Genomic DNA, 25,477 nt, shown 5'->3' with positions numbered 1-25,477 from the left:
GCGTCGCGTAAATTAGCTTTTTCTTATATAAATTTTTTATGCGTATCACTAAATTTTCTATGTGACACATCTTTGAGCTGAAAAGGTTTCTTTTTAATAAGTGAACACGTATCATCAAATATCTTAAAAATTGCGCACCGCTATCACTCTCAACACTATATCAACATGAGGTTTGTATGATTACACGTCAATTCCCGATCACGCGTATGCGCCGCATGCGAGCCGATGATTTTTCACGTCGCCTGATGCGTGAGCACACCCTCACCACCAACGACCTGATTTATCCGATGTTTGTTATTGAAGGCTTTAATTTACGCGAACCGGTTGCCTCCATGCCGGGTGTTGAGCGCCTGACGATTGATCTATTGGTCGAAGAAGCGGAAGAACTGGTCGAACTGGGCATTCCGATGATTGCGATTTTCCCGGTGGTACCCGCCGAACAAAAAAGTCTTTATGCTGAAGAAGCTTATAATCCGGAAGGCTTAGCGCAACGTGCGGTGCGTGCGGTCAAGGCCGCCTGTCCTGAATTAGGCATTATGACCGATGTCGCCCTAGATCCCTTTACCACCCACGGTCAAGACGGCATTATTGACGACAAGGGCTATGTATTAAATGATGACACCATTGATGTACTGATGAAACAAGCATTATCCCACGCCGAAGCCGGTGCCGATGTCATTGGTCCATCGGATATGATGGACGGGCGTATTATCGAAATCCGTGAGCTACTAGAAGATCATGGCCACCGCAATACCCGCATTATGGCCTATTCAGCCAAGTATGCATCATCCTACTATGGCCCGTTTCGTGATGCCGTCGGTTCAGCCGCCAGTTTAGGCAAGAGCAATAAAGCCAACTATCAAATGGATCCGGCCAATAGCAACGAAGCCTTGCACGAGGTCGCACTGGACATTAATGAAGGTGCTGACATGGTGATGGTCAAACCAGGCCTGCCATATCTAGATATCGTCCAACGCATTAAGAGCGAATTTAAAGTGCCCACCTACGCCTACCACGTCAGTGGCGAGTATGCGATGCTTAAAGCCGCCGCACAAAACGGCTGGCTCGATGAACGCCAAGTCGCCATGGAAACCCTGCTGTGCTTTAAACGTGCCGGAGCAGATGGCATTTTGACCTATTACGCCAAGCAGGTAGCCTTATGGCTTGAGGAAGACGCGGCCTTATGAGTATCGACCGTTATGCGGTAGTGGGTGATCCGATTGCCCACTCTAAATCACCGCTGATTCATCAGCTCTTTGCCGAACAAACCGGTCAGTCGATGCAGTATGAGGCCATCCGCATTGATGCCGAGGATGCGAATTTTATTGATGAAATTCGCTATATCCAGCAGTTGGGTTTTAAAGGTTTAAATATCACCGTGCCTTACAAGCTCGATGCATTTGAATTAGCCGATGAGCTGACACCGCGTGCCGAAGTCGCCCATGCGGTTAACACCTTTGTGTTTCAAGACAATGGCCAAATCCTCGGCGACAATACCGACGGAGCAGGCCTGGTGATGGATATTGAACAAAATGGTTTGCGGCCGTTTAAAGATAAAAAAGTACTGATTATTGGTGCCGGTGGCGCGGTGCAAGGCATTTTAAAACCCTTGCTGGCCAAACAACCAGGCCTGGTGCATATTGCCAACCGCACCGCCAAACGCGCACAGGTATTAGGCCAACGTTTTGATACCGAGGTACCGATTCACGGCAGCGGTTGGGATGAGATTCCGCTCGAACCCTTTGATATTATTATCAATGGCACCTCAGCCAGCCTGGAAGGCAAACTGCCGCCTGTGTCAGAACAGGTCATCGGGTCAAACAGTTTGGTCTATGACATGATGTATGGTGCTGAACCCACCGTATTCTTAAACTGGGCGCAACAGCATCAACCCCAGTGTCAACGCATGGATGGCTTGGGCATGCTGGTCGGCCAGGCGGCTGAAAGCTTTTACCTTTGGCGTGGTGTAATGCCAAAAACCAAACCGGTAATCGAACAAGTGCGCCGACTTATTCAGCCAAATCCTCAGTAGCAAACTCGTTCTTCAACTTAACGTAATGCGCTGCGGAGTATTTAAAAAAGGCTTTTTCTTCATCGGTAAGCGGACGCATCTGCTTTACCGGTGAACCTAAATATAAATAACCGCTTTTCAACACCTTGCCTGCTGGCACTAAACTGTTCGCGCCAACCAACACATGTTTTTGCACGACCGCATTATCTAAAACAATGGCGCCCATGCCAATCAGACACTCGTCCTCTAGAATACAGCCGTGCAACACCACATTATGCCCCACCGTCACATCACAACCAACACGCGTCATGGAGCCGCGGGTACGTTCGGACGCATGGGTCGCATGCACGACCGCACCATCCTGAATATTTGACCTCGCACCAACCTCAATGGCACTGACATCACCACGCAGTACCGCACAGGGCCAAATACTCACATCCTCCGCCAACTGACATGAACCAATCACCTGAGCCGACGGATCGACCCATGCGGATGCCGCCAACTCAGGCAGCATGCCCTTATAACTGCGCAGCGTCATTTGACGCCCTCTGTCGCAGCCGTGGTTTGAATATGTACATCCATTTGTGGATAAGGAATCACAATACCCTGCTCATCAAAGGTTAATTTCACTTTTTCAATAAAATCAAAACGTACCGGCCAATAATCCGCGGTGTCCGCCCAAATACGCACGGTAAAGTTAACGCTACTATCGGCCAACTCCGACACAACGACCAGTGGCTCAGGGTCGGTGTGCGCACGTGGCTCGGCAGCAATTAAATCTAACAAAATTTGCTTCGCTTTACGCAAATCGCTGTCATAGCTAATGCCAAAAATCAAATCAATACGACGGGTGCTGCGTGCAGAATAATTAACCAGCTTATCACGATAGATTTGACCATTCGGCACAGTAATCTCACGGTTGTCACCGGTGCGCATCACGGTATTAAGCAGGGTAATTTTTTCTGCCACCCCCATTTGACCGGCCACTTCAACAAAGTCACCGACTTTAAAAGGCTGGGTTAAAATTAACATCACACCAGATGCAAAATTATTCAACGAGTCTTTGAGTGCCAAGCCCACCGCCAGGCCTGCGGCCGCTAATAAAGCAATGACTGACGTGGTATCAAAACCAAGATAGCCTAAAACAGCCAGTGCGAGCAAAACGTACAAGAGCACTCGCGCAATCGACTTCACAAACTCCTGCAATATTAGCTCTACTTTAAACGTCGCCAGCGCCTTTTGCAGCAGCTGCATAGCGTAATTAATCAGTTTATGGCCCACATAAAACGCAATCAACGCGACAATAATCTTGATGCTGAAAGGCACCACATAGTCATACATTATTAGCTCGAAATTCATTATTCCTCCCGGATACTTAGCTTAAAATACAATCTGACACTAATATACCTTATAATAATGTGTTATGTTTTTTCTAATTTCTTACAAAGGATGCTGCCATGGCTCGCGTAACCGTCGAAGACTGCTTACAAAATGTTGAAAACCGCTTTGAACTCGTATTAGTAAGTGCCAAGCGCGCCCGTCAATTAGGCAATGGTGCCGATGCCTGTGTGGCCTGGGAAAATGACAAGCCTACCGTTGTCGCTTTGCGTGAATTGGCTGAAAACCTCGTTGAGCCATCGGTTATCCTAGCTGACCCAGACACCCCGCCTTACTTTAGCTAATCGAAGGCTGCTATGGCGACACCTCGCTCGCTCGACGGACTCATCAGTAAAGCCGAAGCCTACCTCAAACCCGCACAGGTTCAACAAATCATCGCGGCGTTTGAGTTTGGCGATTTGGCGCACGCCGGCCAAACGCGTAAAGCCGGGGGCGCCTATATTTGGCACCCAGTGGCTGTAGCCGAAATTCTAGCTGAAATTCAACTCGACCACGAAAGCTTAATTGCGGCCATCCTTCACGATGTTATTGAAGACACTCCCTACACCAAACAAGACATCATCGATCGCTTTGGCGAAAAAGTAGCAGACATTATTGACGGGGTCACCAAGTTAGGCAAACTCGCTTTTGATAATCCGCAGGAAGCCCAGGCCGAAAGTTTTCGCAAAATGATGTTGGCGATGTCGCGAGACATTCGGGTCATACTCATCAAACTAGCCGATCGCCTGCACAATATGCGCACGCTTGGCGTCATGCGACCGGACAAACAGCGACGCATTGCGCGCGAAACACTCGACATTTATGCGCCAATTGCCGCCCGTCTAGGCATCAACTCTTTTCGTATTGAACTTGAAGACCTCGGCTTTAAAGCCATGTACCCCAAACGTTATGCTGCGCTTGAGAAAGCCATCAAAAAAGCCCGTGGTAATCGTAAAGAAGTGGTTGACCAAATCAGTGATGCGCTAACGGCTCGCCTTAAACAAGAGGGCTATGATGCCAAAGTGCTAGGCCGTGAAAAGCACTTATTTAGCCTGTATAAAAAAATGCGGGCTAAACGCCTAAGCTTTGTTGAAGTATTAGACATCTTTGCTTTCAGAATTATTGTGCCCCATGTCGATGACTGTTACCGCGCTCTTGGCCTAGTCCACTCACTCTACAAACCCTTGCCAGGCAAATTTAAAGACTATATTGCGATTCCCAAAGCCAATGGCTATCAATCGCTGCACACCTTATTATTCGGTCCTTTTGGCGTGCACATTGAAGTGCAAATTCGCACCGACGCCATGCACGAAGTTTCCGAGCATGGTATTGCGGCCCACTGGCACTATAAACTCAGCGGTGAAGGTGCTGCGCAAACCCATGCCATTGATGAGCGCGCGCAGGAATGGGTCCGTAACCTCCTTGAAATTCAACAAAGCGCAGGCAACTCCCTAGACTTCCTAGAAAATGTAAAGATTGATTTATTCCCCGACGTGACCTATGTGTTTACCCCACAGGGGGATATTGTGACCTTGCCGCGTAACGCAACAGCGGTTGATTTTGCCTATGCCGTTCACACCAATCTTGGCCATGCTTGCGTCGGCTGTCGCATTGATCGCCAATTGATGCCGTTACGCACCACACTTGAAAGTGGTCAAACCGTTGAAATTATCAAGTCCAAAGAAACCCAGCCTAATCCAAACTGGTTAAACTTTGTAACCACCGCCAAAGCCCGCGCACAGATTCGCTCCTTCCTTAAAAATCAGCATGACCAATCGGCTGAAGAGCTGGGCCAAAAACTCCTCACTAAAGCATTACTGATACATGGCCTAAGCTACAATCAGCTAACTGAGCAGCATTTGATTACCTTGATTGCACAACTGCATTTAGAGAACTGGTCACAACTGCTTAATGACATTGGCCTAGGCCGCCGCATGGCCGGTTTAGTGGCTAAACAAATTGCAGACACCCTGCCACCCAAAACCGATGCTGATGCTACTCAAGAAAGTGAAACCAAGCAAACGGCTCAAGCATCCGCAGGCGCACATCAACCTCTAGCCATTTCAGGCACCGAAGGGCTGGTGGTCAACTATGCCCAATGCTGCCACCCGATACCCGGCGATGAAATTATTGGTTTTATGTCATCCGGTAAGGGCTTAGTAATCCATCGTCAAGAGTGCAAAAACGTGCGCCATTATCAAAATCAGCCCGACAAATGGCTCGATGTCGAATGGTCTGCCGATTCAGAACAGCTCTTTTCAGTTGATGTCCAAATTGAAGCGAAAAATCAGCGCGGCACCCTAGCGATGGTCGCCTCTGAAATTGCCAATACGAAAACCGATATTCAGCGAGTGCGTTCAGAAGACAAAGATGAAACCTATAGCGTGATGCATTTTGTACTTAGCGTGCGCAACCGCGAACATCTAGAAGATTTGCTACGTCACTTACGCCGTATTCCACTTATTGAAAAGGCCTTTAGGGTCGATTCCCACTAATTATTGTCAGTCAAATAAAGGACTTAACTTATGCGCCAAACCATCCATACAGATAAAGCCCCAGCCGCGATTGGCACCTATTCACAAGCCATTCGTGTTGCCGATACCGTTTATCTATCCGGTCAAATTGGGCTGATTCCAGACACCATGGCGCTGGCTGAAGGCGATATTAGTGAACGCATTCATCAAGTGTTTAAAAACTTGAGTGCGGTGTGTGAAGCAGCCGGCGGCAGCTTACAAGATATTGCCAAACTCAATATATTCCTAACCGACATGAGCCACTTCGCCAAGGTTAACGAAATTATGGCGCAGTATTTTCAGCAACCCTATCCGGCGCGTGCCGCCGTCGCGGTTAAGCAATTGCCTAAAGACACCGACGTAGAGATGGATGGCGTCATGGTACTCTCACACTATTAAACCTAAATAAACAGGCACTTAATCAGTATGTCCAGCCCACTCAGTGAACTGCAAGTCAGCGGACTCAAGGGAGTGGGCCCTAAACTCGCTGAAAAACTAGCTAAACTGCAGTTGCATAGCTTGCTTGACTTACTGTTTCATTTACCGCTGCGCTACCAAGATAAAACCCAACTGACGCAGTTAAGTCAGTGCTTACCTGGCAGTGAAGGGCTGATTGAGGCCGAGATTTTACAAAGTCGCTTTGTCGGTGGGCGTGCGCCGGGTCTATGGGTCGATTGCCTAAGTCACGACCAAACCCCTGTCAGCCTACGTTTTTTCCATGTTAATGCCAACCAAGCACGGTTTTATCAACGCGGTAAGCGACTGCGTGCCTTTGGCGAATGTAAACTCGGCATGCAGGGCTGGGAAATGATGCATCCTGACTGCGAAGTCTTTAGTGCCGAACCGCCGCCACTGTCGCCGTTTTTAACCCCTATTTACCCCACTACCGAAGGCTTGGGCCAAAAAACCTTACAAAAGCTGATTAAGCAGGCCTGCTTACAACTCGAACAATACCCGCTCGCCGAACATTTACCCCGCCAATTATGCGACCAATGGCAACTGCCAGGAATTAACGAAGCCCTACTCACCCTTCATCAGCCGCCGGCCGGCAGTGATACCGGTGCACTGAGCCGAGTGGAAACGCCCGCACAACAACGGCTGATAGTAGAAGAACTTTTTACCCACCAACTCAGTTTGCAACGCTTGCGCCAAAGTCAACAAGCCATTCCGGCACCGGCCTTTAACAGTCAAACCAGTCGCGGCTTACACCAGCTTATTGCGAATCTACCGTTCCAACTCACCCTAGCACAACAGCGCGTCTGGCAAGAAATTAGCCAAGACCTGGCGCAAGCCAGACCCATGCAACGACTCGTTCAAGGTGATGTCGGCTCGGGCAAAACCGTGATTGCAGCCATGGCCGCCCAAGTTTGTGCCGAACAGGGCTATCAAGTTGCGATCATGGCGCCGACTGAAATTCTGGCCGAACAACATCGCCAAGCGATGCAGGCCTGGTTAACACCGCTAGGTCTGCAACTGACTAGCCTGAGTGGTCGGCACAAACCGAGTGAACGCCAACAGATTTTGGCCGCGATTGCCTCAGGTGAAGCCCAAGTGATTGTTGGCACCCATGCGCTATTTCAAGACAGTGTCGTGTTTAAGCAACTCGGCTTGGTGATTATTGATGAACAACATCGTTTTGGGGTGCATCAACGCCTCGCGCTCACCCAAAAAAATCAAACCTCAGACCCCAACCAGTCTGCTTGGCAACCTCATCAACTTACCATGACCGCCACGCCGATCCCACGCACCCTTGCAATGGCCGCTTACGGCGATTTAGACTTATCGGTCATCGATGAACTGCCACCGGGACGACAAGCCATTGATACCGCCGTTCTTAGCAATAGCAAACGTTATGAAGTCATGGAACATCTTTACCAAGCCTGTCAACAGGGGGTGCAAGCCTATTGGGTCTGTCCGTTGATTGAAGAATCTGAACAACTCAATGCCCAAGCTGCTGCCAGCACCCTGGCCGAATTTCAGCAACAATGGCCGGATTTAAAAGTGGGCTTAATCCATGGCAAGCTTAAACCGGCTGAAAAAGAACAACTGATGGCCGACTTTAAAGCACAACAACTACAAGTTTTGGTTGCCACAACCGTCATAGAAGTCGGTGTCAACGTCCCTAACGCCAGCCTGATGATTATTGAAAATGCTGAACGCCTAGGCTTGGCACAACTGCACCAATTACGGGGGCGGGTCGGGCGCGGCAGTAAAAAAAGTCACTGCGTGCTGCTCTATCAAGCGCCGCTATCTGAAACGGCGAAAGCCCGCTTAAACATTATGCGCGAAAGCCAGGACGGCTTTGTGATTGCTGAGGAAGACCTCAAAATTCGTGGTCCTGGCGAAGTACTAGGCACGCGCCAAACCGGTGGTCTTAGCTTTCGCATCGCGGATATAAGCCGCGACCAGGCCTGGTTAACCGAGCTGCAACCCGCCGCACACGACTGGCTCGAAACATTGCAACAAAGTGGCGACCTGGCTGGATTAGAAGCTCGCTGGCTTGCCCATCGTCTGGACTATCACCATGCTTAATATCATGCGAAACAAACTATGCCCTACACACGCCTAGCACAACGCCTCTATGCCGCAGAGGATTTAAACCGCCTAACGCTACAGCCGCAGCAGCAGGCCTGGTTATTAGACCGGGCATCACTGACCGCTAAATTGCAGGCACGCTGTACTCAATTGCAAGTCAAACCCTTATTTGAAGGCTGGGGATTAACCTATCCGTTTGAACAGCCGGCTGTGGCCAGCGGCACAGCATCATGCAGACCTGCATCCTACGCCCAGCGGGTTTGGATTCGCGAAGTCATGTTGTGTTGTGGTCCAACACCGTGGATTTTTGCCCGCAGCGTTACACCAGGGGTTGCGCAAGGCCAACCCTGGGCGTTTTTGCGCCAACAAGGACAACAACCCTTGGGTCAGCGCCTGTTTCAAGACGCTAGCATTCAGCGCGATCGTTTTTTATTTAGCCGCTGGCACTGGCCACATATAACTAAGATGACAGACATAAACAGCCCTGCACCACCGCTGCTAGCGCGCCATTGTATTTATCACCGGCACAACGCCCCCTTGCTGCTCAGTGAGCTATTTTTGCCTGCTTTTTGGCGCAGTTTAGGCGGCTTTCATTCAACACATGACTAGAAAACGGCCATAAAAAAACCCCGGATTGAACCTACAATCCGGGGCAACGGCCCTACGAAGGGGCCTAACCTCAACCTACGTTGCGACATCGCTTAACTTGTCACGATTTGAATCTTACACAAAAGTTATACAGCCAGCCAATTAAATATTTATAAGTCACCGATAAATCAAAACTATTAATTAAATATTTGCATTTTTTGACCCTAGAGTTGCGCATTTGAGTATTAAGGAAGTAGGTATAATCAAAAGTTGTTGAAATAAGACGTTCAAACTGCGATGAAACTAGCACTAAAACACTATATTCCATTGGCACTGGTCAACATTCTACTGACACAAGTTGGCTGTGGCGGAGGAGGCGGCGGCGGTGGCAGTAATGTGCGGCCTGACCCAGAACCTGAAGGAATACTCATCCCATTCAGTCCACCAGATGGGCCGAGAATAAATCCGCCCCCCTCAGGAAGCACGGCACTACTTTCAGCTGAGACATTGCGTTGGGAAATGAACCAATGGTATGAAGCGGGTTATGATGGCAGTGGGCAAACTATTGCAATCCTTGACACAGGGTTACGCACAGACAATCAAGACCGTGTGTTGTATGAAACAAGCATCGCTTCAAACCAGCGTTACGAAATAGTGAATGGTCAGGTTGTGAAAGTAAATGACACCTCATTAAGTAACGGCACTCACGGAGATGATATGGCACAAATTGCAGCATCCTTTGAGTATGGGATTGCGATTCGTGCCAATATTGCCCATGGTGTGATTGCGGATAGCCAGGGTTTTACGAATCGAATATCAATCTTTAAGGGTCTAGAGTGGGCTAACAATCTTAATAACCTAGGCAGAGATGTTTCCGTCGTAAATCTATCATTTAACTATGGTGCACTGCTTGTAGCACGTGATCATCTTCGCAATAATCAACTGTCTGCAGCAGAACAAGAAATTCGCAATATCAGCAAGAAACTTATCAATCAAAACATCGCAATCGTTCATTCAGCGGGTAACGATGCTCTTAGCTTAGCTACTGAAGTTTATAATGACGCCGACTTTGCAGACGCAACTCGACTAGAACTGGGCAAACAACTCATAATCGTCGGGGCTAGCTATGATAACCAGACTTTAGCAGACTTCTCAAACACCCCGGGAAATGATAGCGCTATTCAAGTTCGCTTTATTGTTGGGCCAGGGGCCACTCAAGTTGCGGACTATACCAGTTTTGGCACCTCTGGTGCGGCTGCGAATGTCAGTGGTCTCATAACGGTGATGCAGCAACGTTGGCAGCATCTTGGTGGGCGCGAGCTCACTCAAATACTCTTAGATACCGCCAATAGAGATTTTCCCAATTACAGCGCCAGTTTACATGGCATGGGTATGCTAGATGCCCATGCCGCCTTTAGCCCTGTCGGCACCACATCAATTGCATTTGAAGACCAAACCTATTCTATGCAGTCACTGGTAGTGAGTTTGCCAGCCGGCTATGAGCCCGTTACGCTCAATACCGCTATCGTGGATAGTTATCAACGCGATTTTGCTATTCAAATGAGCAGTATTAATCAACCGCGTCAAGGTCATTTTAGACAAGCGTTTAACCAGGCCTGGCCGACATCGCCACGGACTTACTCATTTGACAACAGCCTGCTGTCATTAAGTATTAGCCCACAAACCCAACTCAATAGTCGCCATTCCATGATTCAACACGGCCAACTGGGCTTTAACCAGTTTACGCAAGATCAACAACTCGCCCTGCTCAATATTGGACTCTATCAGCCCACACAGCAAACCGGTTGGCAGGCCAGTGTCGCGCAATCAAGCCAAACCAATCAGCAGGCCTGGTTAATCGCCCGTCAGCAAGGACGCTGGCAATGGGGTGGCTATCAAACTCAAGGCGACAGCCTACTCAACTGGTCGGGACTGAACCAACGCAACCAACAGGGCGTGTTTGCCATTTGGCAACCCGCACTCACTCAAGATTGGCTCAGTGTTGGCTATAACTGGCAACAAGCGCAAGAACCCGGCACACAATTACTCACCCATATTACCGAAACCCAAACCAGCCAATGGCTAAGCCTACATAGCCCCTATCGCATTATGGGGTTTCATGCCCAAATGGATATCTATCAACAACAAAACCAACTCAACTTTACCGCAGCTATTAGCGAATCTATTGGGGACGGACGCCTGCGCTTTTATCGCCAAAACCTGCGTACGGCCATGCAAAATGAAGGGGTGAACCTGCAACTTCAACACCCCAACTGGCAAATTCGTTGGCAACAAGACCAATTTGACCAGGCCTGGTTAGTGCGTTACCGGCAGGCCTTTTAAACCTCTGCCGCAGTCCTAAACTCACTCTCACCCTTTTTGCACGCTTTTGCGTTAAAATACACGACTTTTCTTTGATACTTTTTGATACCAACTGATGGGATGCTTATGACGCGTTTACAACGAATTGCCCAATTAAAACAACTTCTTACCGAACGTGTGGTCGTATTAGATGGCGCAATGGGCACAATGATTCAGGGCTTAAACCTAACTGAAGACGATTTTCGTGGCGAACGCTTTGCTGACTATCACATGGATATCAAAGGCAATAACGATATTTTGGTCATCACCCAACCCGACGTAATTCGCGATATTCATCTAGGCTTTTTGCGCCAAGGCGTCGATATTCTTGAAACCAATTCGTTTAACGCCACCACCATTGCGCAAGCCGATTACGATATGCAGGATCAGGTGCGCGACATTAACATTTGTGCTGCCAAAGTCGCGCGTGAGGCGTGTGACATCGCCGAATCCGAAGACGGCAAACCGCGTTTTGTCGCCGGGGTGCTCGGCCCAACAAACCGCACCGCCTCCATTTCACCGGATGTGAATGACCCGGGCTTTCGTAACACCAGCTTTGATGAGCTGGTCGGTGCTTATGTGCAAGCGACCGAAGCCTTATTAGAAGGCGGTGCGGATGTGATTTTGATTGAAACCATTTTCGATACCCTTAATGCCAAAGCCGCGATTTTTGCCGTCAAACAGGTCGAAGACGCGCTGGGTGAAGAATTGCCGATTATGATTTCCGGCACCATCACTGACGCCTCCGGTCGTACATTATCCGGCCAAACCACCGAAGCCTTCTATAATGCAATTCGTCATGCCAAACCGCTATCGGTTGGCCTCAACTGTGCGCTTGGCCCGAAAGAATTACGCCCGTATGTTGAAGAACTCAGCCGTATTGCTGAATGTTATGTATCGGTGCATCCGAATGCAGGCCTGCCGAATGAGTTTGGTGAATATGACGAAACCCCAGAGCAAATGGCAGCTGAAGTACAAACCTGGGCGCAAGCCGGTTGGCTGAATATTATCGGCGGCTGTTGCGGCACCACCCCTGATCACGTTGAAGCGATGGCTCAGGCGGCACTCGCCCATCCACAACGCACTATTCCAGCGATTAAAAAAGCCTGTCGTTTGTCTGGCTTGGAGCCAATGACGATTGACGACACCACCCTGTTTGTTAACGTCGGTGAGCGTAATAACGTGACCGGTTCAGCGCTGTTTAAACGTTTGATTATTGAAGATAACTACGAACAAGCGGTTGAAATCGCGGTTAAGCAGGTGAATGACGGCGCACAGATAATTGATGTCAACATGGACGAAGGCATGTTGGATGCCAAGGCCTGCATGACGCGCTTTTTAAATATGATGGCTGGTGAACCGGATGCCGCGCGGGTGCCGGTGATGATTGACTCATCAAAATGGGAAGCGATTGAAGCCGGTTTAAAATGTATTCAAGGCAAGGGCATTGTTAACTCAATTTCACTCAAAGAGGGTGAAGCCAACTTTTTAGCCCAAGCCAAATTGATTCAGCGCTATGGTGCGGCGACGATTGTCATGGCGTTTGATGAGGACGGCCAGGCCGATACCTTTGCGCGTAAAAAGGAAATTTGTAAGCGTTCGTATGACTTATTGGTGGCGAATGGCTTCCCGCCGGAAGACATTATTTTCGACCCGAATATTTTTGCCGTGGCCACCGGCATTGAAGAACATAATAACTACGCGGTGGACTTTATCGAAGCCACCGGTTGGATTAAACAAAACCTGCCTTATGCCATGGTATCCGGCGGCGTGTCAAACGTATCCTTTTCGTTCCGTGGTAATAACCCGGTGCGTGAAGCGATTCACTCAGTTTTCCTCTATTACGCGATTCAGCAAGGCATGGATATGGGGATTGTCAACGCAGGGCAAATGGCGATTTATGACGACCTCGACCCAGAGCTGAAACAAGCGGTTGAAGACGTAATTCTCAACAAAGACCCGGAAGCAGCCGACCGTTTGCTGGAAGTGGCGGAAAAATTCCGTGGTGACGGCTCGGTACAAGGCAAAGAATCTGACATCAAGTGGCGTGAAGCCTCGGTTGAAAAGCGCTTAGAACACGCGCTGGTTAAGGGTATTACCGATTTTATTGAAGATGACACTGAAGAAGCGCGCACCACACTCGGCTCGCCGCTGCAAGTGATCGAAGGGCCGTTAATGGATGGCATGAATGTGGTCGGCGATTTATTCGGCGCGGGTAAAATGTTCTTGCCGCAGGTGGTGAAATCCGCCCGTGTGATGAAACGTGCGGTGGCGTATTTACAACCCTTCTTAGAAGCGGAAAAATCCTCCGGTCAAGCCAAAGGCAAGATTGTGATGGCAACCGTCAAAGGCGATGTGCATGACATCGGTAAAAATATTGTCGGCGTGGTGCTGCAGTGTAATAACTTTGAAGTGATTGACCTGGGCGTCATGGTGCCGGCAGAAAAAATTCTCGATACCGCGCTGGCTGAAGGCGCGAATGTCATCGGTTTGTCGGGCTTGATTACGCCTTCACTGGAAGAAATGGTGCATGTCGCCAAAGAAATGCAGCGTCGCGGCATGTCGATTCCGTTATTAATCGGAGGTGCGACCACCTCCAAAGCGCATACCGCAGTCAAAATCGAACCGCAATATGAGCATCCGGTGGTCTATGTGAAAGACGCCTCGCGTGCGGTCGGTGTGGCGCAAAGCCTGATTTCCAACGAACTGAAAGTCGATTTTGCAGCCAAAATTCGTGAAGAATATGTGCAGCTGCGCGAAGAGCGTAAAGCACGTGCGCAACAAGTTAAACGTGTACCACTTAATAAAGCACGTGACAATGCGATCCCGATTGATTGGACGGATTACACGCCGCCAAAACCCAAATTCCTCGGCAAAAAGGTATTCGATAACATTGCCTTAGAAGACCTCTTACCCCGCATCGACTGGTCGCCATTTTTCCAATCCTGGGATTTGCATGGCCTCTATCCGCGCATTTTAGACGATAAGATTGTGGGCGAAGAAGCGAAAAAAGTGTTTGCCGATGCGCAAACCATGCTTAAACAGATCATCGACGAAAAATGGCTAACCGCCCGTGCCGTGATTGGCTTTTATCCGGCCAATGCGGTGGGCGATGATATTGAGCTTTATACCGATGATAGCCGCACCACGCCATTAACCCGTTTGCATCATCTACGCCAACAAGCGGAGAAAAAACCAGGGCAATACAATCAGTGTTTGAGTGATTATGTTGCACCGAAAACGAGTTCAGCAGGCCTGGTACTAAACGATTATATCGGCGCATTTGCCGTCACCGCCGGTATTGGCATTGACGAGCATATCGCTCGTTTTGAAGCTGCACATGATGACTATAACTCAATCATGGTTAAAGCGCTGGCCGACCGTTTAGCCGAAGCCTTGGCCGAGCACATGCATGAGTTAGTGCGTAAAGACTTCTGGGGTTATGCCGCCGATGAACAGCTATCGAACGAAGAGCTGATCAAAGAAAAATATCAAGGGATTCGTCCGGCACCCGGTTATCCGGCCAATCCGGAACACACCGAAAAAGGTACACTTTGGGAACTGTTGCAGCCAGATCAAGAAATTGGTTTAGAACTGACCTCCAGCTATGCAATGACGCCCACTGCCGCAGTTTCAGGCTGGTATTTTGCGCATCCGCAAAGCAAATATTTCGGTGTCGGCTCAATTGGTCGTGACCAAGCCGAAGACTATGCGCACCGCAAAGGTTGGACTATCGCCGAAGCCGAAAAATGGCTCGCACCGAACTTGGGTTACGACCCGGAAGATTTTAACTAGGTTTTGCTTAAGGTAAGCAATTTAGTTATGATAAAACTTCATTAATAAACATTGGGTTAGAGGTGATGAAATGCACGCTGTTTACCACTGCAATTTAGATGAGCTCGATGATGAGTTCATTACAAAATTAAAAAAACAGTTCACTCATGCCAAGGTCGATATCGCCATTCATAAACTGGATGAAACTGATTTTGTAGACCAACAAACAGCTAAGCTTCAGGCTTTAATTGATGAAGGCTTAGCCAGTGGCATTGGTTGTGCTTCTATGCAGGACTTAATGAACAAAGCAAAAGCTGAACTAGGCTATGTTTAACGGCTTATTTTCTTACAGCTAAAGCCGAGCAGGACATCGTTAAGCTGATTATTGATGGCACACGAAAGTTTGGATTCGCACAAGCCGAAGCCTACCATCAAGCTTTAACCCAGTCCTTTCAGCTTTTAAGTGATTTCCCTGAAACGGCACCGCTATCAGATAGATTTGGAGGTGGCATTCGAATCTATCCTTTCAAAAAACATGTGATTCTTTATTCACTTCAAGCACGGAACGATGTTTTAATTGTTCGTGTTCGCCATAGCCGAGAAAATTGGCTATCAGCAAAATCAAATAAACACACATTGCTATAAATTTAATTACGCCAATAAAAAAGGCTGGGAATCCCAGCCTTTTTGCTCTGTTGCATGGCGATGTTTCGGTTGTCGGCGATAATCTTTTTTCGATTTATGCCCCACTGATTTGCCCGCAAATTTTTGCATCATTTCGATAAACACAATATTACGTTGCTGTTTGTGCTGCGCTTTACGTTTAGCCATAGTGTATAATCTCCTTAAATTTCATTACCCTATCTATTATAAAACAATAGATGATAATGATAAATGGCACCCACCTAATTCTTAACCATCAGCATGTCACAACGCAATCATCTAACAAGCATAAAATTTGGTTACGGCCTGCGCGATTTCGTGCAAAAAGAAGGCTATAACCGCCAGCATCTGACCAAAGATATTGTGGCCGGTGTCACTGTGGGCATCTTAGCCATTCCGGTTTCAATGGCATTGGCTACCGGTATTGGTATTTCGCCAATCTACGGCCTCTACACCGCGATTGTGGCCGGCTTTGTGACCGCATTATTAGGTGGCTCACGGTTTAGTGTTGCCGGCCCCACCGCATCACTGGTTATCTTACTCATTCCTGTCACTGAAACCTATGGTCTGCTGGGCATCATCACCGTCTCCTTGCTCACCGGCCTGTTATTAATGATGATGGCCTACTATCGGTTTGGACGCTGGATCGAATATATCCCAGAAACCATTACCCTCGGTTTTACCACCGGGATTGCTGCGGTGATTATTCTGCTGCAAATCAATTTTTTCTTTGGCTTAGGGCTCAGCAATCTACCGAGCAATTTTCTAGAGCGCTTAGGGATTATGTTACAAAGCCTACTCACCCAAGTCCATTGGCCTTCAGCCGCGATTGGCGGCTTTACCCTGCTATTTATGACGCTTTGGCTAAAAATGGGGTTTAAATTTCCGGGCCATCTACCAGGCTTGGTCGCGGCAAGTATCGTGACCTTTTTTTGGAATCAGTATGGCGCCGAGGTACTGACAGTAGGGCAACTCTTTGGTGAAATTCCGCACCACTTTCCCATATTCCAAGGCCTGTTAATGGTAGAGCAGCTACAAGAGATGGCGGTGCGCGACATCTGGGATATGGTCAAATTTTTATTGCCCATTGCCTTTGCTTTGGCGATTTTGATTGCGATGGAATCGCTGTTTTGCGCAGCGGTACTCGATAGCAAGGCCGGTACCCGCCATTCACCCAATAGCGAACTGATGGGACAAGGGGTCGGTAATATTGCGTCGGCACTGTTTGGTGGCTTTGCATCCAGTGGCGCGATTGCTCGCTCGATTACGAATTTACGCGCCGGTGCCGTGTCACCCGTCGCGGCGATAGTTCATGCCATCGTGGTACTGTTTGCCATTTTCTTCTTAGCAGGCCTGCTGGTGCATTTACCGCTGCCGGCCATGTCAGCCTTGCTTATTTTGGTGGCTTGGCGCATGAGCGAGTTTCCACGCGCCATTGAACTGGTTCGCAATGCCGAACGAGGCGATAAACTGGTTTATATCGCCTGTTTTAGCGTCATTATTTTGGTCGATATTGTCTATGCCGTCATTGTGGGAATGGTGCTGGCGTCAATTTTATTTATTAAAGAAATTGCCGAAATGACCAAGTTACAAAACATCGGCGAAAGCAAACGCTACAAAGCAGACAGCCTCCCCGAACACTGGTCGATTTATCGTATTCAAGGACCATTATTTTTTGCCGCTGCCGACCGAATTTTTGCAGAGCTCGCCAGCCATCTCCCACATCAACAAGGAATCGTTATTCAAATGGATGCAGTGACGATTCTGGATTCCGGTGGCTTATCCGCGTTACGCCGTTTTGTGTCCAGTGCGCAAGCGCAAGGCGTTGAAATCTATTTAAGTGAATTGCAATTTCAACCTTTACGCACCTTGGCTCGTTATGGTCTAGATAAATTTGGCGCGCATTTTCAACTATTTGCCAACCTGGATGATGCCCAAATAGCGGCCAAACGCCTCGCAGATAACCTGCCCGAATCAGCACCAGACAAGGCATCTGCTGACGCTCCAGCACGACTTTCACAATAAAATAAATTTATACCCTGTAAAAATCCTCAAGCTTTAGCAATACTGGGTTTTCAGGCAAAATACTATAAAAATAGTTTATGGAGTGACCTCATGGAAATATCAATATGGAACGGCTATGTCGCAGGCTTTGCAATTGGTCTGTTTGTCATTTTACACTTTTGGCTGCTGGGCAAACCCGCTGGGTGTTCAACCGGTTATGGCAATCTGTGCGGCTTGGCTTTTCCCAAGGTGAAGTTTTTTCGTATTGGCGAATACAGCAATCTGAATAACTCAAAACTTTGGTTTTTAATCGGCATTCCATTTGGTGGCTTAATCTCGGCGCTGACATCGGTCGAGAGTTGGCATCTAAGCTTTGATATGGGCCTCTATGAGCAGGTATTGCCGCAAACCTATTCTGCCAAAGCGATATGGCTTATTTTTGGCGGTATGCTGTTAGGTTTTGGCGCTCGTTTAGCCGGGGCCTGCACAACCGGTCATGCGTTGGTCGGTGGCGCGATGCTTAATCCAGCCAGCTTGATTGCCGGCGCGGTTTTTTTTACCAGCGCGCTGATTACCACTCACCTCTTATTTGGACTTTAAATCATGTGGCAATTTATTAAAAACCCGAATTTTTTAGCACTGGGCATGGGCGCCTTGTTTGGCTTTTTAATGAGTCGTGCGGGCGCGACCACCTATGACTTTCATGTCAAAATGTTTATGTTCGAAGACATGCAACTAATGAAAGTCATTGTCACGGCCGTCATAGTTGCCATGTTAGGCGTCTACCTACTCAAACGCTTTAATGTCCGCTCTATTACCACTAAAACACCGGTCGACTTTGTTAAAAAGCCCTATCAACAGGGTCTTATTTTAGGCGCGATGTTGTTTGGGATTGGTTGGGGCATGACCGCCGCCTGTCCTGGTACGATTCCGGCGATGATCGCGGAAGGTAAAATTGGCGCACTCTTTACCTTCCTAGGGTTAATCTTAGGCACCCTAGCTTATGGGATTTTAAAAACCTATTTACTCCATGCCAAAGAGTCCAGCAGCAGTTAAACTCTTGTCCTTTATTAACAGGCCTGGTTAGCTAGGCCACTGTTTTTGCAACATAATCTCAAGTCAAGCCAAATTTCCAGTATAATGCGATTTTTTTAATGTTTTACTGTAAGGCTTATCATGTCCACCGACCATATCCGCAATATCGCCATCATCGCTCACGTTGACCATGGCAAAACCACCCTTGTTGACCAACTTCTTCGCCAGTCAGGTACGCTCGATCAGCGTAAAGACTTGGGGGAACGCGTCATGGACTCTAACGATCAAGAACGCGAACGCGGCATTACGATTCTGTCTAAAAACACCGCGGTAAACTGGAATGGTTACCGAATTAACATCGTGGACACCCCTGGACACGCTGACTTTGGTGGTGAAGTAGAGCGTATTTTGTCGATGGTTGATTCGGTGTTGTTGTTGGTGGATGCGGTTGAAGGCCCGATGCCACAAACCCGTTTCGTAACCCAAAAAGCCTTACAGCAAGGTTTAAAACCGATTGTTGTGGTTAACAAGGTTGACCGTGATGCAGCCCGTCCTGACTGGGTAGTAGACCAAACCTTCGACTTGTTTGATCGTTTAGGCGCGACCGATGAACAAATGGATTTCCCTATTTTGTTTGCGTCTGGCTTTAACGGCTACGCCGGTCGTGATTCTGATGTACGCTCAGGTGACATGACGCCGATTTTTGAAACCATCGTTGAAAAGGTACCGGCGCCGGATGTTGATTTAGCCGGCCCTTTCCAATTACAGTGTATTTCGCTAGCTTATGACACCTACAAAGGCGTTATAGGTACTGGACGTATTAAGCGTGGTGCGGTGCAATCAGGTATGTCGGTCGCCGTAGTTGATAAGGACGGTAACAAGCGTAACGCTAAAATTGCCGAATTATTTGGTTTCCATGGCCTAGATCGCGTAAACGTGAACGAAGCCCATGCCGGTGACATCGTGGCATTCAGTGGCTTAGACCCAATGAATATTTCCGATACCCTGTGTGATATCAACCACCCAGAAGGCTTGCCTGCGCTGAAGGTAGATGAACCTACAGTGAGCATGACCTTCCAAGTCAACACCTCACCGTTTGTGGGTCAGGAAGGTAAATTACTCACTTCGCGCCAAATCCGTGAGCGTCTGGATAAAGAATTGCTCACTAACGTAGCGTTACGTGTTGAAGACACCGAAGATGCCAATAAATTCCGTGTTTCAGGTCGTGGTGAACTGCATTTATCCGTTTTAATTGAAACCATGCGTCGCGAAGGCTTCGAGCTAGGCGTATCTCGTCCAGAAGTTATCTTCCGTGAAATTGATGGCGAAGTCTGTGAACCTTATGAAACCCTCACCGTTGATGTCCCAGAAGAAAACCAGGGCACCGTCATGGAACAACTAGGTATGCGTAAAGCAATTATGTCAGACATGGTTCCGGACGGCCAAGGTCGCGTTCGTATTGACTTTATGATTCCTTCACGTGGCTTGATTGGTTACCGTACTGAGTTCATGACCGCGACCCAAGGTAATGGCCTAATCTTCAGCAGCTTCTCGCATTATGGCCCTAAGTTTGACGGTAGCGTCGGTGAACGTAGCCGTGGCGTATTGATTGCGATGAGCACTGGTAAAGCGCTTGGTTTTGCGCTCTTTAACCTACAAGAGCGTGGTCGTTTATTTATTGGTCATGGTGATGAAGTCTATGAAGGTCAGGTCATCGGTTTGCATAGCCGTGAAAACGACCTAACGGTTAACGCTTTGAAAGGCAAGCAGCTTACTAACATGCGTGCTTCGGGTACTGACGAAGCGATTGTGCTAACCCCCCCGATTCGCTTTACACTTGAGCAAGCGCTTGAGTTTATTGACGATGACGAATTGGTTGAAGTCACGCCACAATCAGTCCGTATTCGTAAAAAGCACCTGACTGAAAACGACCGTAAGCGTCACAGTCGCACCAAGGCTAGCTAAGCCTAATGAGCTTACGCAAGCTCTACCCTCCGATTGAACCCTATCAGCAGGCCTGGTTGCCTGTTGGTGAGGGACATCAAATCTATTATGAACAATCCGGTAACCCACAGGGTATTCCGGTATTGTTTGTCCACGGTGGCCCCGGCGGCGGTTGTTCGCCCGTGCACCGACAATTTTTTGACCCCCAGACCTATCGCATCATTTTATTTGATCAACGCGGGTCTGGGCGTTCTACCCCTCATGCCAGTTTAGACCATAACACCACAGATCATCTACTCGCCGATATGGAGGCCTTGCGCCAACATTTAGCGATTACACAATGGCTGCTCTTTGGTGGCTCTTGGGGTTCGACTTTATCATTAGCTTACGCACAGACTTATCCACAACACGTTCGGGGTTTAATCCTTCGCGGGATCTTCCTTTGTCGTGATCAAGATATTGCTTGGTTTTACCAGCAAGGGGCGAGCGCGCTCTTCCCAGATTACTGGCAAGATTACCTTGCCCCCATACCCCAAGCACAACGAAATGACCTGATTTCTGCTTATTATCAACAACTTACCGGTGACGATGAAGTCGCCAGAATGCGTGCGGCTGAAGCTTGGTCCGTCTGGGAGGGGCGCACCTCAACATTGGTGAGTAACCCAGATATTGTGGCGCACTTTGCTGATCCACACCATGCGCTGGCAATGGCACGGATTGAATGCCACTACTTTATGCACAAGTCGTTTTTGCGCCAAAATCAACTTTTAGACGACGCACATAAACTACCCAATGTGCCGGCCTGGATTATTCATGGCCGCTATGATGTGGTGTGTCCGATTGAGCAGGCTTATGCGTTGCACCAAGCCTGGCCACAGGCAGAATTAATTATTTGTTCAAATAGTGGTCACTCGGCCTTTGAAGCGGAAATCACCCATGCGTTACTTAACGCGACCGATCAACTAAGGAATATAGTATGACGTCCCCTAACACACTTGACTCTTTTGAAACCTTAGTATCGTTAAAAGAACTCCTAAACGACGACTTAAAACCCATTATTGTCACCTTCTTAAAACACACGCCCATTACGCTGAATAAGTTGCAGCGGGCGATCAAAGCGGAAAATACGACGCAGGTTAAGGATTTGGCACATTTGCTCAAGGGGAGCAGCGCCAATCTAGGCTTAATGGCGTTTTCTGAGCAGTGCTATGTAATTGAAAAATCGGCTAACGAAGATGCTGACTATGAGCAGTTGCAAACAAATTTAGCGAGTTTAATCACGCATGCGGAAAACCTTCAACAACGCTTGGAACAATTTATAATAGAATATTAATATATTTAACCATTCCATTTGCTAACACCCGAGGCACTATGCAATATCAGGTTCAAGATGATGAAGCGCAACGCGCAAAAAACCCCCACCATATCTACAATCTAAACATTATTTTGGTGCATTTATTTTTATCCTTGTCGATTCTGAAAACAACCGGCAATATGTTTATGTTTATCTTAGTGCCGCTGATTTCGATTGCGGTATTAAGTTATATTCGCTACAAAGCCTATCAAAAAATGCGCGATGACACCTGGTTTGTAAGTGCGCACTGGATGCTGGCATGGCGACGTGGTCGCTTGTTAATTATCAGTTATGCCGCAGCGATCGTCTTAGTGTCTATCTATGTTTTAATCGATTGGATTACCCCAAGCGGCATGACAATGAATAATTTTGCTGAAGACGGTAGCTCTACGCCCATCTTCCAAATTATCACCATGTTCTTTGGCGGCGCGATTGTGTTTTTCACTGTCCTGATCACCTTTTTACAAACAGGTATTTCGGTTTACGATGCCGGCAAAGGCATTGTCGATAAAAAAATGGCCCAGTATGTCCCGCGCACCGATTCATCTAATGCAGAAAAAGGTGAATATAACGACCGTGACCCAGGCCTGGCGCGCAGCGACTCAAGTGAGCCAAAATAAGTGATGGCTAAAATAACCGCTTGGCTAAAATCGCTACGACCCGTGAGTTGGGTCATTATTATCTCACTGGTCATGTTTGTGATTTTGCTCAATATCGTGCCGCAAGGGCGTGATTATGATCGAGCAATTTTACCTTGGAACGCAACGGTTAATGAGCAAGGTCAGGTGCTCGCACTAGGTCTAACCCTCAATGAATCGACACTGCGAGAAATCAGTCAGCTGTATGGGCGCGATATCGAAGTCAAACTATTTGAACTGCCAAGTGGCGAGCGCTCTGCTGAAGCCTATTTACATTCGGCCTATGTCGGCACCATTCATACTGCGCTGGTGGCAAAACTCAATTTAACTCCGCAACAACTTGATGAGTATTTTGCGCGGGGCGCCAGAATTACCGTGTCGAAGCAAGGCGCGCGTGAGGTGCTGTTAAACAGCCAAGATACGCTAGATTTGTTTAATTATCCGATCGGCGAAATCACCATGGTGCCACGTCGTCGTTTAACCGCGGAAGCCATTGAAAAACGCTTTGGCGCACCGGCATCGATTCACACCGATGACGATGGAATTGCCTATTGGTATTTTCCTGATAAGGGCTTAGAACTATTGCTCCTTGAAGGCAGCAATGACATCTTACGCTTTAAGCCCCTAGCCGCCTTTAACGGCAAGTGATGACTAATAGCGGCCTAGCTCTAGAACTTGAGTCGCTAATTTCTCCATTGATTCACCATCAAACTTAACCGCCGTTACTGTCACGTAATATTCGTTATTGCGACCACCTGAGCAAGGTGGCATATAGGCTCCAGCTATGTCCCAACTTGGATTGCGATGCGGTTCAATTAAAAAGAATCCTTTGGGTAACTCAAAACTATGCCCTGGCACATGCTCTACCCATACCTTTTCAACCGGTTCATTCAACGCAAACCCAAATCGTCCATGACCACCGTTATCCATCGGCGCAAAACTGCGATCACTGTATTCGAACATAATTAAGTTGGTATCGGCGGGAATATCGCTCAGCATCAAGGCCGGTGAGCGGGGTTGTTCGCCACCAAATTTTTGGCACTGCATCCCAGTTGGGATCTTTTGACCATCCCATGCTGGATCACCCAGTTCGACGGTAAACGCCTGTGCGGATAAGCTGGTCGCCAATCCCAAGCTCAAAGCTAGCAAACCTGTTTTAACGGCTTTCATTCATGTCACTCCCAAGTATGTTAATTATTTTGTTCACTTATTCGGCTTAGGCCAGCCTAAGTCAGATTTATTTTACGCTTTTTAAGTCAAAATCGGGTATGCTTGGCACTCTTTTCATCGCGGTTTGGTTTGCATGCACTTCAGATCGCTTCATTATAGGTCTAAAGTATGACATTTGATCAACTCGCACTCCATCCGGCTTTAGTGCAAGCCATTGCCGACGAAGGCTATACCCAACCCACACCGATTCAACAAGCCGCGATTCCATTAGTGCTTGCGGGTGACGACTTAATGGCCGCTGCTCAGACTGGAACAGGTAAAACCGCTGGCTTTACCCTGCCGCTGCTCCATCGCCTGCAAAACGGCCAAGCCGCCAAGCCCAACCAAGTACGCGCGCTGATTTTAACCCCCACCCGTGAGCTGGCGGCACAAGTCCATGAAAGCGTGGTCAACTACGGTCAACATTTGCCCTTGCGGGCAGGCGTGGTATTTGGTGGCGTCAGCATTAACCCACAAATGATGAAACTGCGTCGCGGTTTAGATATTTTGGTAGCCACACCGGGTCGTTTGCTCGACCTCCATCAGCAAAATGCCGTTAAATTTGATCAGCTTGAAGTGTTGGTGCTAGACGAAGCCGACCGGATGCTCGACATGGGCTTTATCCATGATTTAAAGCGTATTGCTAAGCTGTTGCCTAACAAACGTCAAACACTGATGTTTTCGGCGACCTTTTCAGATTCGATTAAGCAGTTAGCGCATCAATTTTTAAACGCGCCAAAACAAGTATCGGTGACCCCGCCTAATACCACTACTGAATTAGTACTACAAACAGTCATCCCAGTCGATAAAGCCAAAAAAACGGAATTATTGATTCATTTAGTCGCCTCGCAAAACTGGCAACAAGTGCTGGCTTTCTCCAAAACCAAACACGGCGCTAACCGCATCTGTGAAAAACTCATTAGTGCCGGCATTCCAGCGGCCGCGTTACATGGCAATAAGAGCCAAGGCGCACGGACTAAAGCCCTGGCTGATTTTAAAGCCAATAAAATTCGTGTGCTGGTAGCGACCGATATCGCCGCGCGTGGCATTGATATTGACCTACTACCCCATGTCATCAACATAGACTTACCCAACGTGGCTGAAGATTATGTGCACCGTATTGGCCGAACGGGCCGAGCAGGTTCAAAAGGTGAGGCGTTATCTTTAGTCTGTGCTGATGAAGTGGATTTACTGGCCGAGATTGAACACCTGACTGGTAAAGTCTTGCCGCGTCGCTTCGAAGATGGCTTTGAACCCAATCATTCCGTGCCTGAAACCTCATTGGATCGCAAACCTCGTCGTGCTAAACCTGCGGCCAGTAGCAGGCCTGCTAATGGTCGCACTGGCGCAGGGAAACCAGGTGGGCGTGGTGGACGCAGTGGTGGCCAGGGCAACAAAGGCAGTGACTCTGCCTCAGCAGGCAAAGCACCGGCTAAACGCGGTCGTTGGCCAAGCCGCTAATCCACCGATT

General features: G+C 48.3%; 23 protein-coding genes and 1 pseudogene. 20 read left to right on the top strand and 4 right to left on the bottom strand.

What is annotated here, in order from left to right; all coding sequences use genetic code 11:
- Positions 1–176: 176 nt before the first annotated feature.
- Together hemB and aroE are read left to right on the top strand one after the other, a co-directional pair.
- Positions 177–1,187 (top strand): porphobilinogen synthase, encoded by a 1,011-nt coding sequence (gene hemB, locus THIAE_RS00335; protein ID WP_006459691.1) that lies wholly within the window; start codon positions 177–179, stop codon positions 1,185–1,187.
- Positions 1,184–2,032 carry a shikimate dehydrogenase gene (aroE, locus tag THIAE_RS00330; RefSeq protein ID WP_006459692.1) on the top strand — a complete coding sequence of 283 codons (849 nt, stop codon included), beginning with the start codon at positions 1,184–1,186 and terminating at the stop codon, positions 2,030–2,032. The genes hemB and aroE overlap by 4 nt, the downstream gene beginning before the upstream one ends.
- Here the strand turns inward: aroE and THIAE_RS00325 are convergent.
- Both THIAE_RS00325 and THIAE_RS00320 read right to left on the bottom strand, forming a co-directional pair.
- Positions 2,010–2,549, bottom strand: a complete 540-nt coding sequence (locus tag THIAE_RS00325) for a gamma carbonic anhydrase family protein (protein ID WP_006459693.1) — start codon at positions 2,547–2,549, stop codon at positions 2,010–2,012. The two genes, aroE and THIAE_RS00325, sit on opposite strands and share 23 nt — an antisense overlap.
- Complete coding sequence (locus tag THIAE_RS00320) at positions 2,546–3,370, bottom strand: mechanosensitive ion channel family protein (protein WP_006459694.1); 825 nt, start codon at positions 3,368–3,370, stop codon at positions 2,546–2,548. The genes THIAE_RS00325 and THIAE_RS00320 overlap by 4 nt, the downstream gene beginning before the upstream one ends.
- A gap of 98 nt (positions 3,371–3,468) precedes the next feature.
- On the opposite strand from THIAE_RS00320, the gene rpoZ reads away from it, so the two are divergent.
- The 9 genes and pseudogenes from rpoZ to THIAE_RS10995 all read left to right on the top strand — a co-directional run.
- Positions 3,469–3,693: a DNA-directed RNA polymerase subunit omega gene (gene rpoZ / locus THIAE_RS00315; protein WP_006459695.1), complete on the top strand. Its 225-nt coding sequence runs from the start codon at positions 3,469–3,471 to the stop codon at positions 3,691–3,693.
- A 12-nt stretch (positions 3,694–3,705) separates the two neighbouring features.
- Positions 3,706–5,883: a RelA/SpoT family protein gene (locus tag THIAE_RS00310; RefSeq protein ID WP_006459696.1), complete on the top strand. Its 2,178-nt coding sequence runs from the start codon at positions 3,706–3,708 to the stop codon at positions 5,881–5,883.
- Positions 5,884–5,913: 30 nt separating this feature from the next.
- The gene (locus THIAE_RS00305) at positions 5,914–6,300 is read left to right on the top strand and encodes a RidA family protein (protein ID WP_006459697.1); all 387 of its coding nucleotides are present in this window, start codon (positions 5,914–5,916) and stop codon (positions 6,298–6,300) included.
- Between the two features lie 27 nt (positions 6,301–6,327).
- A complete protein-coding gene (gene recG / locus THIAE_RS00300) occupies positions 6,328–8,433 on the top strand; it encodes an ATP-dependent DNA helicase RecG (RefSeq protein WP_006459698.1) in 2,106 nt (701 codons plus the stop codon).
- 18 nt (positions 8,434–8,451) lie between these two features.
- Positions 8,452–9,045 carry a chorismate--pyruvate lyase family protein gene (locus THIAE_RS10470; protein WP_006459699.1) on the top strand — a complete coding sequence of 198 codons (594 nt, stop codon included), beginning with the start codon at positions 8,452–8,454 and terminating at the stop codon, positions 9,043–9,045.
- 276 nt (positions 9,046–9,321) lie between these two features.
- On the top strand, positions 9,322–11,367 hold the full coding sequence (locus THIAE_RS00290; protein WP_006459700.1) for a S8 family peptidase: 2,046 nt from the start codon (positions 9,322–9,324) through the stop codon (positions 11,365–11,367).
- A gap of 105 nt (positions 11,368–11,472) precedes the next feature.
- Positions 11,473–15,180, top strand: a complete 3,708-nt coding sequence (gene metH / locus THIAE_RS00285) for a methionine synthase (protein WP_006459701.1) — start codon at positions 11,473–11,475, stop codon at positions 15,178–15,180.
- A gap of 70 nt (positions 15,181–15,250) precedes the next feature.
- A complete protein-coding gene (locus THIAE_RS00280) occupies positions 15,251–15,493 on the top strand; it encodes a hypothetical protein (RefSeq protein ID WP_006459702.1) in 243 nt (80 codons plus the stop codon).
- Positions 15,494–15,510: 17 nt separating this feature from the next.
- Positions 15,511–15,804, top strand: a pseudogene (locus THIAE_RS10995) (type II toxin-antitoxin system RelE/ParE family toxin); the annotation flags it as partial.
- A gap of 6 nt (positions 15,805–15,810) precedes the next feature.
- On the opposite strand, the gene THIAE_RS00275 reads toward THIAE_RS10995, so the two are convergent.
- Positions 15,811–15,990, bottom strand: coding sequence for a hypothetical protein (locus tag THIAE_RS00275; RefSeq protein ID WP_006459703.1), 180 nt, complete (start codon positions 15,988–15,990; stop codon positions 15,811–15,813).
- 93 nt (positions 15,991–16,083) lie between these two features.
- On the opposite strand from THIAE_RS00275, the gene dauA reads away from it, so the two are divergent.
- From dauA to THIAE_RS00235, 8 genes are all read left to right on the top strand, one after another.
- Entirely contained in the window at positions 16,084–17,847 is a 1,764-nt protein-coding gene (gene dauA, locus THIAE_RS00270; RefSeq protein WP_006459704.1) for a C4-dicarboxylic acid transporter DauA, read from the top strand.
- Positions 17,848–17,856: 9 nt separating this feature from the next.
- Positions 17,857–18,426, top strand: a complete 570-nt coding sequence (locus THIAE_RS00265) for a YeeE/YedE family protein (protein WP_322785315.1) — start codon at positions 17,857–17,859, stop codon at positions 18,424–18,426.
- Positions 18,427–18,429: 3 nt separating this feature from the next.
- Complete coding sequence (locus THIAE_RS00260; protein ID WP_006459706.1) at positions 18,430–18,882, top strand: DUF6691 family protein; 453 nt, start codon at positions 18,430–18,432, stop codon at positions 18,880–18,882.
- A gap of 120 nt (positions 18,883–19,002) precedes the next feature.
- Positions 19,003–20,826: a translational GTPase TypA gene (gene typA, locus THIAE_RS00255; protein WP_006459707.1), complete on the top strand. Its 1,824-nt coding sequence runs from the start codon at positions 19,003–19,005 to the stop codon at positions 20,824–20,826.
- A 5-nt stretch (positions 20,827–20,831) separates the two neighbouring features.
- Complete coding sequence (pip, locus tag THIAE_RS00250; RefSeq protein ID WP_006459708.1) at positions 20,832–21,785, top strand: prolyl aminopeptidase; 954 nt, start codon at positions 20,832–20,834, stop codon at positions 21,783–21,785.
- Complete coding sequence (locus THIAE_RS00245) at positions 21,782–22,138, top strand: Hpt domain-containing protein (protein ID WP_006459709.1); 357 nt, start codon at positions 21,782–21,784, stop codon at positions 22,136–22,138. Before pip ends, THIAE_RS00245 begins: the two co-directional genes overlap by 4 nt.
- Before the next feature lie 38 nt (positions 22,139–22,176).
- Positions 22,177–22,779 (top strand): hypothetical protein, encoded by a 603-nt coding sequence (locus THIAE_RS00240; RefSeq protein ID WP_006459710.1) that lies wholly within the window; start codon positions 22,177–22,179, stop codon positions 22,777–22,779.
- 42 nt (positions 22,780–22,821) lie between these two features.
- Positions 22,822–23,445: a hypothetical protein gene (locus THIAE_RS00235; protein WP_239232382.1), complete on the top strand. Its 624-nt coding sequence runs from the start codon at positions 22,822–22,824 to the stop codon at positions 23,443–23,445.
- Between the two features lie 3 nt (positions 23,446–23,448).
- On the opposite strand, the gene THIAE_RS00230 is transcribed toward THIAE_RS00235, so the two are convergent.
- The gene (locus tag THIAE_RS00230) at positions 23,449–23,967 is read right to left on the bottom strand and encodes a hypothetical protein (protein ID WP_006459712.1); all 519 of its coding nucleotides are present in this window, start codon (positions 23,965–23,967) and stop codon (positions 23,449–23,451) included.
- Positions 23,968–24,135: 168 nt separating this feature from the next.
- Here THIAE_RS00230 and THIAE_RS00225 point away from each other — a divergent pair, with 168 nt between their 5' ends.
- Positions 24,136–25,467, top strand: coding sequence for a DEAD/DEAH box helicase (locus tag THIAE_RS00225; protein WP_006459713.1), 1,332 nt, complete (start codon positions 24,136–24,138; stop codon positions 25,465–25,467).
- Positions 25,468–25,477 lie beyond the last annotated feature (10 nt).

The organism is Thiomicrospira aerophila AL3 (genome assembly GCF_000227665.2).
Lineage (GTDB): Bacteria > Pseudomonadota > Gammaproteobacteria > Thiomicrospirales > Thiomicrospiraceae > Thiomicrospira > Thiomicrospira aerophila.
The sequence above is the reverse complement of the archived record's forward strand: the minus strand, read 5'-3'. Positions and strand labels throughout refer to the sequence as shown.

Bases quoted from the DNA above. Each gene is read 5' to 3' on its own strand.
- recG (WP_006459698.1), top strand. From the start codon at position 6,328: ATGTCCAGCCCACTCAGTGAACTGCAAGTCAGCGGACTCAAGGGAGTG.
- THIAE_RS00275 (WP_006459703.1), bottom strand. From the start codon at position 15,990: ATGGCTAAACGTAAAGCGCAGCACAAACAGCAACGTAATATTGTGTTT.
- rpoZ (WP_006459695.1), top strand. From the start codon at position 3,469: ATGGCTCGCGTAACCGTCGAAGACTGCTTACAAAATGTTGAAAACCGC.
- THIAE_RS00245 (WP_006459709.1), top strand. From the start codon at position 21,782: ATGACGTCCCCTAACACACTTGACTCTTTTGAAACCTTAGTATCGTTA.
- THIAE_RS00240 (WP_006459710.1), top strand. From the start codon at position 22,177: ATGCAATATCAGGTTCAAGATGATGAAGCGCAACGCGCAAAAAACCCC.
- THIAE_RS00225 (WP_006459713.1), top strand. From the start codon at position 24,136: ATGACATTTGATCAACTCGCACTCCATCCGGCTTTAGTGCAAGCCATT.
- THIAE_RS10470 (WP_006459699.1), top strand. From the start codon at position 8,452: ATGCCCTACACACGCCTAGCACAACGCCTCTATGCCGCAGAGGATTTA.
- THIAE_RS00230 (WP_006459712.1), bottom strand. From the start codon at position 23,967: ATGAAAGCCGTTAAAACAGGTTTGCTAGCTTTGAGCTTGGGATTGGCG.
- hemB (WP_006459691.1), top strand. From the start codon at position 177: ATGATTACACGTCAATTCCCGATCACGCGTATGCGCCGCATGCGAGCC.
- aroE (WP_006459692.1), top strand. From the start codon at position 1,184: ATGAGTATCGACCGTTATGCGGTAGTGGGTGATCCGATTGCCCACTCT.
- dauA (WP_006459704.1), top strand. From the start codon at position 16,084: ATGTCACAACGCAATCATCTAACAAGCATAAAATTTGGTTACGGCCTG.
- THIAE_RS00280 (WP_006459702.1), top strand. From the start codon at position 15,251: ATGCACGCTGTTTACCACTGCAATTTAGATGAGCTCGATGATGAGTTC.
- metH (WP_006459701.1), top strand. From the start codon at position 11,473: ATGACGCGTTTACAACGAATTGCCCAATTAAAACAACTTCTTACCGAA.
- THIAE_RS00320 (WP_006459694.1), bottom strand. From the start codon at position 3,370: ATGAATTTCGAGCTAATAATGTATGACTATGTGGTGCCTTTCAGCATC.
- THIAE_RS00310 (WP_006459696.1), top strand. From the start codon at position 3,706: ATGGCGACACCTCGCTCGCTCGACGGACTCATCAGTAAAGCCGAAGCC.
- pip (WP_006459708.1), top strand. From the start codon at position 20,832: ATGAGCTTACGCAAGCTCTACCCTCCGATTGAACCCTATCAGCAGGCC.
- THIAE_RS00305 (WP_006459697.1), top strand. From the start codon at position 5,914: ATGCGCCAAACCATCCATACAGATAAAGCCCCAGCCGCGATTGGCACC.
- THIAE_RS00260 (WP_006459706.1), top strand. From the start codon at position 18,430: ATGTGGCAATTTATTAAAAACCCGAATTTTTTAGCACTGGGCATGGGC.
- THIAE_RS00290 (WP_006459700.1), top strand. From the start codon at position 9,322: ATGAAACTAGCACTAAAACACTATATTCCATTGGCACTGGTCAACATT.
- typA (WP_006459707.1), top strand. From the start codon at position 19,003: ATGTCCACCGACCATATCCGCAATATCGCCATCATCGCTCACGTTGAC.
- THIAE_RS00325 (WP_006459693.1), bottom strand. From the start codon at position 2,549: ATGACGCTGCGCAGTTATAAGGGCATGCTGCCTGAGTTGGCGGCATCC.